Consider the following 14,034-nt stretch of genomic DNA (forward strand, 5'->3'; position numbering starts at 1 on the left):
ACAAAGCCGTTGGACGTGTCAGTGGGTGATGAGGCAGGTAGCGAGGCCGAGGAAGGCCTCGTGAATGTCGTCGCGTCGTTCCCAGCGGATGCGCAGGCGGCGGAAGCCGTGCAGCCAGGAGATGGTGCGCTCGACGACCCAGCGGAAGATGCCCAGGCCGGAGCCGTGCGGCTGGCCGCGTTCTGCGATCACGGGCCGGATGCCGCGTTGCCGCAGCAGCCGCCGGTACTTGTCGTGGTCGTAGCCGCGGTCCGCGAAGAGCATGTCCGGCTGTCGCCGTGACCTGCCGACGACGCCGGCGACCGCGGGAACCTTGTCAAGCAGGGGCAGGAGCTGGGTGACGTTGTTGCGGTTGCCGCCGGTCAGCGACACCGCGAGCGGGATGCCTTGGCCGTTGGTGAGGACGTGGTGCTTGCTGCCCGGCCGTGCACGGTCGACCGGGCTGCGACCGCTTTTGGGCCCCGCCGGGCCGCCCGCACGTGGGAGGAATCGATCACCGCCCGCGACCAGTCCAGCTGCTTCGCCGACCGCAGCTTCTTCAGCAGCCCCAGGTGCAGCTTCTCCCACACACCGGCCTCGTTCCAGGCCGCCGGGCGCCGCCAGCAGGTCATGCCCGAGCCGAAGCCCAGCTCCTGCGGCAGGTACTCCCACTGGATGCCCGTATGGAGCACGAACAGGATCCCGCACAACGCCTGCCGGTCCGGCACCCGCGGCCGGCCCGCCACCAGCTTCGTCCCCGGCTCGGGCAGCAACGGCTCGACGAGCTACCACAGTTCGTCCGACACGATCCACGGCCGCGACTGACGTTGCCCCACGACCCAACCAACGAGCAGACAAGCCGATGGTTACTTGATCAACAACTTCTGTTAGGACCTCTAAGCCGGACTGGGGCGTACGGGCGTAGTGGCCCATGTTGCTTCCTCACTGCCCGGTAGGCGCCCGGGCCAGCGGTAGCACAAGCCGCTGGCCCGGGCGCCGTGCTGCGGTTGCTTCAGAGTTGCTTGTCGGCGGGATTGCTGTTGCCAGCCACGACGCTGTCGCCGACGGCCTCGGTGTCCTGGTCGTCGGCCAACGCGCTGCGCCGGTACTGGGGGTGGTCGAGGTCCATTTGTTGTGCGGCGTGGAGGGGGACGGGGTAGCGGGTGCGGTTGGCCCAGGCGAGGGGCTGGTGGCAGAGGCGGGCTGCGGCCAGCGCGAGGGACTGGGGTTCAACCGGGGCAGTGTTCTGGTTCATGCTGCTGGCGGGGGTGGTGATGATGGGGTAGATCTCGGTGGCGGTCATGCTGTACCAGTTGGGGCGGACTTCGTTCTTGCGCCGGTTCTCGGCGTCGCTGGAGCCGTGGCTGGCGCTCCAGCGGGTGATGGCTTCGCCGAGGCGGCCGGCTCCGGCGCCGTCGAACTGGGGCGGGACGGTGGCCAGCAGCCAGGTGGGGGAGCCGAAGTCGGGCGTGACCTGGTATAGCAGGTTGGTGACCTTGTTGGTGCGGGCCACGGTGCCGTCGACACTGCGGTGGCTCACCCTGATCGGACGCGGCAGCTCGTCCATGTCCTTGTTGATGCGCACCACGGCCAGCGGGCGTTCACGGGCGGGAAGGGTACTGGCGGGCAGCCAGGTGCTGTTGCGTGTGGGCGGCTGGCCCTGTCGGCGGTTGTGCAGGCCCAGCCACAGGCGGCGGGTGGCCACGCCGTCGACGGTGACGGTGTAGGGGATGCCGCCGAGGTAGTCGCAGAGGTCGGCCAGAGCCTGGTCGATGTGCTGGGCCACCGTCTTGAGGCCGCGGTTGTCGTCGTCGAAGTCGGTCATCTTGCCGACGGGGTAGGCGTTCGCGTGGAAGGCGGCCTGCGCCTGGTGGTAGAGCTCCCAGCGGCGGTGGGTGTAGCTCCAGCCGTGCAGGGTCCAGGCTCCGCCGGGAGTGGTGGGGGGCTTCAGGACGCTGGCAGTCACGCAGATCTTGGCGGTGCGGTCCTTGCCCTGGCGGCTTTGGCGGCGCACGTGGATTCCGCAGTGCGCGACCTGGTCGGCCGCGTGGGGGCCGATGGCATCGACCATGACCTGGTCGATGCGGCGGTCGATGATGCCCAGGCTGCGGCACAGATCCAGCAGCGACAGGATCACCTGGTGGTCGGTCTGTTTCCCGTTCGGCTTCTTGCGCTTGGCTTCCTTGCGGTCGGCGGTGAACTGGGAGACGAACCCGAGTCGCGCCAGGGTGCGCCGTGCCTGGTGCTTGGCGTCCTCGTCCGGGCCGGGCCCGGACGCCGTGCCCGCACGGTCGGCCGGCGGCATGGCGTCCTCTTCCTCGGCTGCGGCGTCGAATTCGGTCTCCGCCCAGACACCGACGAGGGTGGCCGGCTCCTTCTTGAGCGAGGGGATGTGTGCGACGGCGGTTTCCTGTCCGGCCGTGGGGCCGTGGACGAGGAAGTCGGGGACGCAGTGGAAGACGGCGCTGACGCGGCCTGCGTCCAGGGGCACGGGAATGCCCTCGGCGGGATCGATGGTCTGCGGGTCGAGGCCGAAGACGCTGGCGAGGCCATGGATCATGCGCTGGCGCATCTCGTCCCGGTACCACAGGCACACCAGCCTCAGGTGCTGGTAATTCATGGCGTCTAGAGAGCGGATGATGTCGCCCGGCTGCACGGACAGTTCGGCCTGGGGCAGCTGCTTGAAGCCGCGGGCGCGGGAGTCCTGGACGACGGTCAGGGGGGTAGGGGCGAGGATCTGTCCGATGTGGCGGTCGAGTTCGCGCAGGTGGTGCATGCCGACGCCGCGGCCGACGGGGAAGGAGAAGGTCTTGCCCTGGACGGGGCGGATGGGGCCGAGTCCCACTGTTCCGGCCTCGGCTTCATCCTGGGATTCGTTGTCGCCCCGGGCATCGGCGTTCTGCTCGGCCTCGACACGCTGCTGGATGTTGTGCAGGACGGAGTGGTCCATGCCGAGGCGGGCCAGGGTCTGCAGGGACATGCGGTGGATGCGGCGGACGCGGCCGCGTCCAGCCATTTCGACCTCGACGATCGGCAGGGCGGTCTCGGCCTGTTCGGCCAGCACGGTGCGCGCGTAGGCCATTGTGCGGCTGATGCGGGTGGCCTGGGAGGAGACCACGAGGATCGGGTCGGCGACATTGGGCAGGGTCTTCAGAGCCAGCCGCACCCGGGCCAGCGCGTGCGCGGTTCCGGCCTTGTTGGACCAGGGCTGCTGCCAGGCGATCAGGCCGCCGCTGCTGTCCGGTCTCAGGGCGATGTCCTGGCCGTCCACCCTCCAGGTGCGCTGGGCGAGGCGGTGGGCCAGGTGCCAGGCGACGGTGCTGTAGACCCAGTTGGCCGCGTCCGGCTGCCGGCCGGCGGTGGAGGAGTCCGGCGTCTGCGGGCCGTCCGGGGTGATGAGGTAGTCGGCCAGCAGCCGTTCCTGCGGCATGGTTTCGGCGACGCGTTCGGCCAGCGGGGTGGGCCGGTTGAGGTCGATGTCGTCGGGGTGGTGGCCCAGGACGAGACTGTGCAGGAGGGTGAACGCGTCGCGCAGGGTGTCGTCGTCGAGCGGGCGGCGGGTGGCCAGCAGCCCCTGTTTGGGGTCGAAGAAGACGTAGCCGCCGGTTAAGCAGCGCAGGGCGCCGGTGAGCACGGAGTGCGGGGCCTGTGCCTCCTCCCGTTTGACGATGTCCTTGTACTGGCGGTCCAGCAGGGTCCACAGGGAGGTGACGCTGGTGGGGAACTGGCGCAGGTGGACGGTGGCCCCGTCCAGCAGCGTGGGGGTGCAGCGGTAGGCGAGCACGTCCAGGCAGGCGCGGGTGGTGGGTGCAGGCATGAGCGGAGAAGGCCTTCCTTTCTGAAGTGAATGCGGCTGGGCGGGGCGGGGTCAGGTGTCGTCCGGTTCGATGCCGGCGTAGGCGAGGAACGCGGCGAGGGCTTCGCGGTAGATGGCGTTCATCTGCCGGCGCACATCAGCCGGCCAGCGCTGGTGCATGCGGCGCAGGATGCCGGCGAGGTCGGACTGCCAGGAGTCCTCGTGGAAGGCGTAGTCGACGAGGTGGAGCGTCATGTCGGTGCCGCCGCGGCGGGCGCGCCCGGCGAGCTGGATCATGTCGACGACCATGCCGGCGACGATCTCTTCCTGCAGGACGTGGGCGGTGCTGATGAACCCGGGCGCGGACCGCATGATCATGCCCATGCGGGCCCAGGCAGCGGCCCTGGCCTCCCTGAGATCCCCTACCGGCTCGGCGGTGGGCATGGAGGGCAGGGAGCCGATCCCGGCGGCGTTGACACTGGCGTACATCTCCGCCGGATCGGTCAGCAGGGCCAGCGGCCGGGTGCACAGATAGACCGGCGTGATGGCCGACTTGGTGCCGATGACGATGTTCAGGCCGCGGGCGATCCGCGCCATCGGCACGACAAGGATCTTCCCCCGGCGGGGGAAGTCCTCGAATTCGTCCGGGGTCAGCTCTGTGATGCCGGGTGGCAGAGGCGGCAGCTTGGCCCGCCAGTGCCGGTCGGCCGGCACGGCGACACACAGGCCGCCGGTGTACTGGCCCGCGGAGTGGATGCCGAGCGCGAGATGGCGGCAGTGCTCGTAGGAGTTGACGACCACCGCCGCGTGCGCGCGGTCGGGGTCGGTGCGCGCGATGCGGGCGAGCTCGTCGTGGATCACCGTGTCGTAGAGACGGTCACCGAGTTTGATCAGCGCTTCGCGTTTGTGCTGCTGGGGGATGCCGGAGATCTGGATGGCCCGCTGGGTGACCGAGTCGGTGATCATGCGGCGCTTGGCGCGGATGCTGTCGGGCGCGGCATCGGTCATCCACCACTTCACGTCCGCGTGGACGTGCTCCCGCACGGCCTGAGGGAAGTAGGCGGTGGCCGACAGGCCCAGCACCGGCCGTTCCACACCGGCCAGGGCGAGGGAGACGATGCTGCCCAGCTGAGCGGTGTAGGTGTGGGGGTCGCCGCTGATGCTCTGCGCGGTCAGCTCAGCGTTCTTGTGGGGATTGTCCAGGCCGGTGACCCGGTAGCCGGTGATCGCCTTGCCGAGCATGCCGTAGGGCAGGATGTGGGCGGCCACCCCGGTCTCCAGACGCTGGGCGAGTATGCGGGCCGAGCGCATCCCCAGCGAGCGCAGCTGACCGGTCTTGTTGCGCAGCAGGCCAAGGGTGTCATCGAGCTCGGCCAGCCACATCCGCACGATCAGCAGCTCGACGGCCTCGCCGCGGTCGTGCGGATCCTTGACGACGTCAAGCAGCACTTCATTCAGTTCCAGCTGGACGGAGGCCAGCAGGTCCTCCCCGCGGGGCGCCAGCAGGTCGCCCAGCAGCCGCCGCACCGCTTCCAGATGTGGCGGCAGGCTGGCATCCCCGGCCGCCTCGTCGGTGTCGTCGGATGTGGGCGGAGCCGGGCGCAGGGCTTTGAGCTGGTCGAAGAGGTGGTCGGGGATCTCCTGCTCGCTGGTGATGCCCTCGTCGGGAAAGAGCAACGTGATCAGACGCCGGTCCCGGCTGCCGGCCAGGTGCCAGCCGGTGCTGTTGACGCCGGGCCGCTCACGGGAGGGCCCGTGGCCTTCGTAGTGGCGCAGGTGCAGCAGGTCTTCGCAGACGCTGGCCAGCAGGAATTCCGACAGATAGCGGGCGTGGCTGATGGTCGGGCACAAGGCCTTGACCGCGTCGGGCGGAAGTTTCGCCTTGTCCTCGTCCAACTCCCGCAAGGGCACGGTCGGCTGGCGCCGCGAATCCAGGACGAGCTCGCTGGAGCACAAGTCCAGGGCGGTCGACTGGAACTGGTCGACCTCATCGATCATGACGGTGTGCGAACGGCGCAGCACGAACTCTGCCACCGACACATCGGCGACGGCCCGCCCGTCCAGCCGGATGCCCAGCGGAAAGCGACCGGTCATGAAGTTGTGGTGATTGGTCACCACCACCGAGGCGGTGCACGCCTGCCGGTGCTGGGCATACTTGCCGCAGGTGGCCGTCCACGGGCACGCGGCCCGGTCGGTCGCTGGCGGCAGTGGGGACAGCCCGCGGCACGGCTCCTGGCCGGGCGGGTACGGATGGCTGGACTGGGTGTGATGGCTGAGCGCGCAGCCGTAGGACAGCTGGTCCAGCTTCCACAGGGTCTTGTCCGACTGCTCCAGCAGACTGCCCTCGATGCGGGCGGCGGCCTTCATCGCCCGCTCGTGCAACCGCGAGGGTGACATCAGCGGCGTGCAGGTCTCCGTACGGCCCAGCTGCTCAAGATCCTGGCTGATGTCCCAGGCCGCGGACAGCGTGGCCTCGACCGTCGGCAGCACGAGGGTGACCGTCAGGCCGTTGACTGCATACCAGGAGGCGGCCACGCGCACCAGGACACTCTTGCCGGTCCCGGTGGGTGCGTTGAGGATGCCCATCGGCCCCGCCCCCAGCCGGATCAGCTCCTGCGCAGGTACCGCATCCGTGGTCTGCAACTGCGCAAAAAGGTTCTCCAGGACCGCGTGCACGTACCGGTCCGCGGCCGGGTAGCGCCCGTCGATCAGACGGGCCAGCTCGAGCAGCTCCCCGGCCGGCAGGGCAATCTCCTCCTGGTAGGGCACCGTGCGCACCTCGGGCAGCTCCGCCCGGGCCGCCGCCTCCTCTTCGCCGCCGTCGGCGAAGACAGGGATGACGGTGCGCCCCTGGATGAGCCCGGAGCCGGCCGCGTACTGCGTGCGCGGCAGCCAGATGCCCGGCCCGGCCGGCTCGTCCGGGCGGCTGCGGGGGTGATCGCGGCGCAGCCGCTGACGAATCCGGTCGACATACTCCAGTAAACCCCCGCCCACCAGCGGAACAGCCGCCTCGGCCCGCCCCACGGCGGGATCCGCGGACCTGAAGGGCAACGCGGCCGGCTCGCCGTGCGCGAAGTCCAGCAACTCCCGCGCGCGGGCGGCGAACACGGTGGCAGAGGCCAGTTCCTGCGGAGCGAGCGCCACCACCGCGCCGATGCGCTGCTTCTCGTCGTGCGGCAGGTCCCGCCACCGCGCCCACTTGTCGAGCTGGCCGCTGAGCAGGAACGCCGCGTCCCGGAACGAAGCGATGGCCGTGCCGCCTGCCTCCTCTTGGCGCGGGAAGTAGTGGGCTGCCAGGGCCAGCGCGGCCCCGACCGCCCCGGCCGTCTTGGACAGGCGCCTGGCCTTGGTCACTGCCATGCCGCCCCCGCCTTCTTGCAGATCAGTTCACCGATGCCGCTCGCCGTCGCGGTCTTCAGCCCGAACTCGCCCGCCACGGTCCCCACCAGGTCCAGGCTGGATTCGCGGTAGTCGGGCACCACCAGCCACTCGGCGCCGCCCCGGTCCCCGCCGTCCGCCTGGATCTTCTTCGCCAGCAACAGGGCGGAGGTGTAGTCCTTGACGTCGATGCGGAACTCCGTCCGCCCCGCACCCTGCCCGGCGGCGACCTGCAGGTCGTAGGCATCCAGCTCCGGCCACAACGCCACCGACAGGCCCCGTTCGCTGAGTGCGTCGAAGAGGGCGACCTCGACGAGGCCGGGCACGGTCGTCCAGCGCCACACCCCCCGAGCCAGCGCCTTGTGCCCCTCCACGGGCACCGGCTCGGGTACCTGCCCGGTCAGATCCGGGAACAGCACCGCCTGCGCACCCGACGGCGCAGCCGGCCGGGACAGCGGATGCAGCAGGGGAGCCCGCCCGGCATCCGGGAGCCTGAAGGAGTACGCGGCTCCCCAGGCCGCATGCGGGCGATGGAAGCAGCGCACACTGCCCGTCCTGGTCCCGGCCCGGGTGCCGTGCACAGTGACCTTCATCGGCCAGTGGCAGACCGGGCAGGCGAACCACCACCGGTCCCACGTCGCATCGAAGGAGACGGGCCGATAGAACTCCGCGACGCTGCTGGGCAGATTCAGCCGCCGCAGCTGCGCATCGGAGCCCGCTGGCATGCGGATCAGGCTGGAGCGCCCGTGCACGTAGGCGTCCTGGTCCATGCGCTTGCGCAGCGCGGTGAAGACCCGGTCCTGGTCCATCTCGGCCTCCAGGTTCCGGGTGCTGGCCGGCCGCCCGCCGTGCGTGGTCTTCGCCAGCGCGCGCAGGACCACCCGCTGCTCGATCTCCAGGTCGAAGAAGTCCTCGTCGAAGTCGCCGTCCGGGTCGATCAGGCGGACTCCGTCCATCTCCTCCGCCGGCACGGAGGCAGGCAGCAGCCGGGCCAGGTCTCCCTGCAGCAGTCTGCGGAACCGGCTGAAGGGCAAGGGTGCTGCCGGGCCCCGGGCCGCCTGGACGCGCCCGTAGGCGTCCAGCAGCGTGCCCAGCCGTCCCTCGGCAGGCTGTTCGGTGTCGGTGAGCGCCTTGGCGGCCATCGCGGCCGCCGCCATCACCATGTGACGCACGGCCGCATCGGAAAGCCCGGCCTCCGCCGGAGAGTTCGCTAAATCCACGGCACGCACCATAAAGGGCGGCACTGACAATCGGCCGCCCCCGCACATGAATTCGCACAATGGTTCGAATTCAGTTTTCCGAAACACGCTCCACGGCCGTATCGGCGGCAATCCCCGGGTACAACTCCCGGTAATCCGCCGCATGGTGACGGATGTGATCCCAGCCGGCTGCGGTGACCACCCACCGATACACCCGCTCCTGGTGCCCGTCGCCTTCGTCGGGCAGGCAGTCGATGAATCCGCGGCTCAGTGCGCCGCCGGGACGGTAGCCGGTACCGAGATAGAACTTGGCCCGCCCCCACAGGGCGTCCTCCGCCAGCCCCGCCTCGCCTGCCTCGGCCACTTTGACCAGAACAGTCCACAGCCACTGCGACAGCAGATCCCCCGGGGCGCGGCCGGCGGGGCGTTCCTTCAGGCCTGCCCGCACGCAGGCTCGCCCCGCACGGGTCATCTCGACCACGACGCGTGGCACGAACCCGAGCGGAAACACCTCCACCTCGTCCTCGCTCACCCGCAGCAGATCTCGCCGCGCCAGCGCGTGCAGCGTCGCGCCGGCGCCGGCATCGTGCCAGCCCTCCGCCCGCAGCCGCTCCTGGATGCGGGTGTAGCCGGTGAACGCCGGATCGGCCCTCACCGTGAAGGGGATCCGACGCCACTGCGCCGCCCGTCCCGGGGCATGCCCTGCTGCCCGGCTCCCCGCGGCTCGCTTCTCAGCCTGCTGATCCTCCCGGAAGCACGCGACCAGATAGGCGCGCTGACGTCGCGTGAGCTCTTCCCATGTGCGGGAGCCGGCACGCCGCTGTCCCTGCTCACGGTCTGCCGTCCGCGGTGCCCGCAGCAGGTACCCCTGCTCCGGAAACGACCTGAACCAACTGCGGCGTACCGTCCGCACCGGCACACGGTAGATCTTCGCCAGAGCCGGGATGATCTCCTGCAGCGCCTCCTGCGACAACCAGGCCGTCACCGCACGGCCGTTCTCCATCGCCTGCAGCTTCCACTCCGTCACCCTGCCCAGTTCGTCGGGCAGCGCCGCGTCCAGCAGGGCAACCACATCCACCCGGTCCAGTCCCGCAAACCGCCGCAGGTCGGCCAGCGACTCCTCACCTGCAGGAACCCCCGCCAGCTCGTGCGCAGACGTCCTCAGCGCCTGGGCCATCAGGCGCAGCCGACGCGGTGAAGGGGCGTGAGCACCCTGTTCGTACGAAGCGATCTGCCGGGCCGACACCCCGATCACCGCGCCCAGCTGAGCTTGCGTCATGCCAGCCTTCCTTCTCAACAGTACGAGCGAACCCGCAGCGAACGGTTCGATCCGTCGAGGCATGGCGCCATTATAGACTTCCTGAAGTCTATAATGGGAGTCGCGCAGGCGCAGCAACCGCCCGTCCGAGTGGCCAGGTTCGCTCTTGCCGACAGGAAGGTCCCACATGCCCTGGGCGAACTTGGCGTTCTGGCTGCGCTGAAGGATCACGACGCGACCCGTGGCTTTGTCGTGGACGATGACGGCGGCGACCAGCAGGGTCATGGATGCGAGGGCGGGGGGGCAGGGCTTAGGGCTGGTCGTCTGTAGTCCGCTGAGCCACGGCTTGTGTCCCTTCATCGGTCGGATGGTGGGGCCGACTCAGACCATGCACCACTGCAGCACACCAGGACAGCATGCACAGCACCCCATCTGCGAGCTGAAGGCCACGCGCGACGGCTATCCCGACGCGCAGGCTGCGGGGTTCACCTTCCGGCGGCGGGCGGCGCACTCTTTGCGTGCTGGCTGCCGTCCCAGTTCCGCCGCGGTCCTGGCCGGCTTTCGGCTAAGCCCTGGCTGCCGGGCTCTGCGAGGCGGGCACTGACGTCTTCGCCGCCATGGGCTCGCCGTTTCCGATGTCGCGAGAACGGTCACCACGGGGCGGCGGGAGTCCCCTCGGCTGTCAGCCCGTTCGCCAGCAGCGCCAGCCACTGCCGGTCGGGGTCGTCGTCCTTGCGCTGCACGGCGAGTTCTTCCAGCGCCTGCCGGTCCCCGGCGTCGGCGGCCGTGCGTGCGAGCTGCTCGGCCTGCGCGAACTCGCCCGCTGCCTCGAGGCGTTCAGCGAGCAGCCCCGGCGCCCATGCCAGGGCCTCGTCACAGGCGTGTCGCAGCAAAGCCGTGGCGTGCTCCCCGGTCCGTTCCCGCGCCAGACGACGCAAGGCCCAGGACCGCTGGCCGGCCGGTGCCCTCCAGGCGAGCTGCTCGGCCTCCTCCCACTGCCCGCCCTCCTCGCGGCTGCGCACCAGCTCCCACAGCGGCGTGGTGTAGCCGCGGGCGGCGGCGTGCAGCGCCCACTGGTCGGCTTCACCGGCCCGACCAGTCTGTTCGGCCCGCTCCATCAGCATCTTCACCGCCTGGCCCACACGTGCCTGCGCCGCACGCTCCAGCAGCGTGCGGCGGACGTCGTCCGTCACCTGCTCGTCGTGCACCGCGCGGTAGGCCTGCACCCACAGCGCCCATGGGGTGCCCTGCCCCACCTCCCGGTCCAGCAGGGCCTGTGCCTCCTGCTCCTGATTGCGCTCACGCAGCCGCCGCAGCAGCCGCTCCAGCGCCCAGGCATTCCCGGCCCGGGTAACCTCCCCGAGCGCGTCGTCGCCCGCCGCCGCGCCCTGCGTGGCGTCCAGCAGAGCCACCAGCTGGCGCAGCGCCCAGGTCTCCCCGGGCGGCATGGGCAGCACCGCCGGGTTGACGTAATCGAGCAGGGAGCGAGGGCCTGCTTCGAAGTTGATGAAATCCATGCCCTCCTCCCGCTGGCGGCGCCGGCGTTCGAAGACCTCGATTGCATCCCCGTACAGCCTCGCCGCGTCAGCGGCACGCCCTTCGGCCTCGGCCTGTTCGGCGAGGGTCTTCAGCGGGGTGGCTTCGCCCGCAGTGAAGGCCTCCCGGGCCGCCTGCTCCACCTCGACCGTTCCCTCCGCCAGGGCGGCCAGTTCGCCCATCGCGCGGCGGTCACCCGCCGCCCGCAATGCTGCCCGGGCACCATCCAGGTCCCCGCGCTCACGCAGGTCGTCGGCGTAGGCGCGCAGGATGTCCGGATCGCTGCACTGGGCGACCTCGGCATACCAGCGCTCCGCATCCTCGGCCTTTCCGTCCAGTACCAGCGCGCGGGCCAGGTGGAGCTGGGCCGTGGGATGGCCACGCCCGGCGGCCTCCCGCACCAGCTGTTCGGCCTGCTGGTAGTGCTCCTGCTCCAGCATCTGTTCCAGCAGTTCCTCCAAGACCTCGCCGTCCCCGGCGAGCGCGGTCTGCTCCTGCACACGACGGGCTTCCTCGGCCCGCTGACGCTCCTGCCACAGCGACACCAGTTCCTGTCCCGCCTTCACATCCCCCAGGTCCAGCGCCCGCTGATACAGGCCGACGGCCTCGGCGTCACGCCAGCGTGCCTCGGCTGCCTGTCCCACAGCCCGTACGAGGTGCGGCTCGGGCAGATACTCGCGCGCCGCACGCCAGAATGAGGCCGGGGGAGCGGCATACCGCCGCTCGACGCGACCGATGTGGTCCATGTAATCGGACAGCCGCCACCTGTCCCCGCCATCGCTGCCTTGACGGGCCCGTACCCGGCTCAACAGCCCGCGTACGCCCTTGCTCGGCTGCTGGGTGTAGGCGAGAGCCTCCTCAAGCCACTGCTCACCGAGCGCGTCGTAGTCGTCGTCACCGAGATAACCCTCGGCTGCCGCCTGCAGAAAATCCCGACCCACCAGCCCCGCCCCGCCCAGCCTGTTCGCGTCCATGGCCGCCCGGATCACCGCACGGGCCGCGGGCGGCGCCATCCGGTAACGCTCAAGCAGTGCCGGAGCCCCCGCCAGGTACTGGGCGATCCGCCCGTCTACGGTGTGGGCCAGAGCATCGGCCAGCCGCACATCGTGGCCACCCACGGTCCGCGCATCCTGCAGCTCTTGCGCCTCGAACGCAGTCGGCACATACACGCCCGTACCCTCGAACAACGCCCGGGTCTGCGCATCCCCAGAACTCCGGCCCGGGCCAGCCGGCGCGGTCAGCACATTCCAAAACTCCGGCCACACCGTCCCAAGGACGAGGACCGGCCCCCTCGTGCTGTCCTGCAACAACGCCCTCAGACCAACCGCTACCTGCCCCGCGCACGCCCCAGCCTGCTCGCCCACGTACCACTGCAGCTCATTCAGCCAGATCGCGGTATGCCCAGCGATTCCCTCCGCCAGCGCGTTCGCCAGTGCCTGGGCGGGCGACGGATCGAGCGGATGCCACAGCCTCCACCCGGCCGGCAGCTCGGCCACCGCCTCCCAGCACGCCCTCGTCTTGCCCGAGGACGACTCACCGACCAGCACCACCATCCGGCTCGCGCCCCCACCCGCCTGTCCCACCACCGAGCGCAGAACCTCATCGTGGGCACGCCGCACATACAGCGGCAGCACTCCCGGCACCGCCGCCGTCACATCGACGGGCCGATGCACCTCCCACTCACCGAACGCCTCCTCATCCCGCAGCTCGGCCACGAACCGGCCACGGACAGGCACCTGCTCCTCGGGAGTGCCCGCCCCCCGACGGCCGGGACGGCCACCACGCCGCTGCCGCCGTTCCTCAACCGCCGCCTCCCACAACCTCGCCCACCCTGCAGGAGCACCCGCACGGCCCGCCTGACGAGCCTGCCGGGCGAGACCGACGACCAGGAACTGCACCACCGGCTGCCGAGACGGTACAGACCGGCCCGCCAGCCAATCACTCAACGAGGACGTACTCAGCACAACGGGCGGCTGCTGCAGCCTGCCCTGACGCACCAGCGCCGACAGGGTGGGCGCACCCGCCCTTTCGTACAGAGCCTTCAGCATGGCCGCGAAAACCCGCACAGCCGCGCCCTGTTCCACCGCACCCCTCCCCGCACCATCCGCCCACCCACGCACCGGAAAACCCGCCGCAGGGGCCCTGGCCAGCGTAGACGCCTTCCGACCGCCATCCAGGACATCGCCGGAAACCCGCCGGACGAGCGCCAATAGGGCCACTAAGGACTCCGCTGCACAGGCGGATCCCACCCCAAGGAGGCCCCAACCTTGTTCCACCACTTGCTCGCCCTGCTCAACAGCCCCTTCATCACGACGTTGTTGGCCACCCACTCGCTCACCGTCGCCGGACTTGCCCTGACCGCCGTATGCGCTCCGACCGCCCGCCGCCGGCAGGCGGCTCTCAGAACCCTGGCCGTGCTGCTCGGCCGCCTGCCGCGTCGCCGCCTCTGAAGTAATGCCCCCGCTCAGGAAGGTGGTTCCTCGCCACTCGGAGGCCAGGAACCACCTTCCTCGGGCCGAGCAAGCCTTTAGCTACTGGCAGCGAGGAGAGACGAAGCTCCCAGGTGACTCGACAAGGGCCACTCATCGATGCCACACCCACATGGCGCCGCCAGGCGCTATTCCCCTCCATCGAGAAACAGCCGCACCCGGAACCACAACACACAAAGCACCCTAGGAAACTGACGTTCACTCAGTCCGGCGACAGCCGGACACCACCCATTCCAGCTCCGCGTCAGGGGAGCGCAGGCAAACTCAATATCTGTGCAACCACCGAGTTATGACATCACCGGCGCCGCCAGGCGCTCGGGTGCCGACAACTCTTCCCCTCCCTCCCCGTCAGGGGAGGGGCCATCACCTCTTCCCGGTCCTGCCGCCAGGCAGGACGAC

6 protein-coding genes and 2 pseudogenes are annotated in these 14,034 nt (G+C 70.1%); 1 reads left to right on the forward strand and 7 read right to left on the reverse strand.

Annotated elements, in window-relative coordinates:
* Positions 1-18: 18 nt before the first annotated feature.
* From HTZ82_RS23365 to HTZ82_RS23390, 7 genes and pseudogenes are all read right to left on the reverse strand, one after another.
* Positions 19-752 (reverse strand): annotated as a pseudogene (locus HTZ82_RS23365) (IS5 family transposase).
* A gap of 239 nt (positions 753-991) precedes the next feature.
* Positions 992-3,796, reverse strand: a complete 2,805-nt coding sequence (locus HTZ82_RS23370; protein WP_254712055.1) for an RNaseH domain-containing protein — start codon at positions 3,794-3,796, stop codon at positions 992-994.
* A gap of 51 nt (positions 3,797-3,847) precedes the next feature.
* Positions 3,848-7,135, reverse strand: coding sequence for a hypothetical protein (locus tag HTZ82_RS23375; protein WP_175411407.1), 3,288 nt, complete (start codon positions 7,133-7,135; stop codon positions 3,848-3,850).
* Positions 7,126-8,316 carry a hypothetical protein gene (locus tag HTZ82_RS23380; protein WP_050487144.1) on the reverse strand — a complete coding sequence of 397 codons (1,191 nt, stop codon included), beginning with the start codon at positions 8,314-8,316 and terminating at the stop codon, positions 7,126-7,128. The genes HTZ82_RS23375 and HTZ82_RS23380 overlap by 10 nt, the downstream gene beginning before the upstream one ends.
* Positions 8,317-8,443: 127 nt before the next feature.
* The gene (locus tag HTZ82_RS23385) at positions 8,444-9,694 is read right to left on the reverse strand and encodes a helix-turn-helix transcriptional regulator (protein WP_302852264.1); all 1,251 of its coding nucleotides are present in this window, start codon (positions 9,692-9,694) and stop codon (positions 8,444-8,446) included.
* Positions 9,695-9,763: 69 nt separating this feature from the next.
* Positions 9,764-9,953: pseudogene (locus HTZ82_RS32475) on the reverse strand (DNA mismatch repair protein MutT); the annotation flags it as partial.
* Between the two features lie 307 nt (positions 9,954-10,260).
* Positions 10,261-13,230: a hypothetical protein gene (locus HTZ82_RS23390; RefSeq protein WP_175411409.1), complete on the reverse strand. Its 2,970-nt coding sequence runs from the start codon at positions 13,228-13,230 to the stop codon at positions 10,261-10,263.
* Between the two features lie 183 nt (positions 13,231-13,413).
* Between HTZ82_RS23390 and HTZ82_RS23395 the strand changes: the two genes are divergently transcribed.
* Positions 13,414-13,596 carry a hypothetical protein gene (locus HTZ82_RS23395; protein ID WP_070201550.1) on the forward strand — a complete coding sequence of 61 codons (183 nt, stop codon included), beginning with the start codon at positions 13,414-13,416 and terminating at the stop codon, positions 13,594-13,596.
* The last annotated feature ends 438 nt before the right edge of the window (positions 13,597-14,034 follow it).

This window comes from Streptomyces sp. TRM64462 (assembly GCF_013362995.1).
In the GTDB taxonomy this organism is placed as follows: Bacteria; Actinomycetota; Actinomycetes; order Streptomycetales; family Streptomycetaceae; genus Streptomyces.

Coding starts and splice junctions, on each gene's coding strand:
- HTZ82_RS23370 (WP_254712055.1), bottom strand. CDS start 3,796: ATGCCTGCACCCACCACCCGCGCCTGCCTGGACGTGCTCGCCTACCGC.
- HTZ82_RS23375 (WP_175411407.1), bottom strand. CDS start 7,135: ATGGCAGTGACCAAGGCCAGGCGCCTGTCCAAGACGGCCGGGGCGGTC.
- HTZ82_RS23380 (WP_050487144.1), bottom strand. CDS start 8,316: ATGGTGATGGCGGCGGCCGCGATGGCCGCCAAGGCGCTCACCGACACC.
- HTZ82_RS23385 (WP_302852264.1), bottom strand. CDS start 9,694: ATGCCTCGACGGATCGAACCGTTCGCTGCGGGTTCGCTCGTACTGTTG.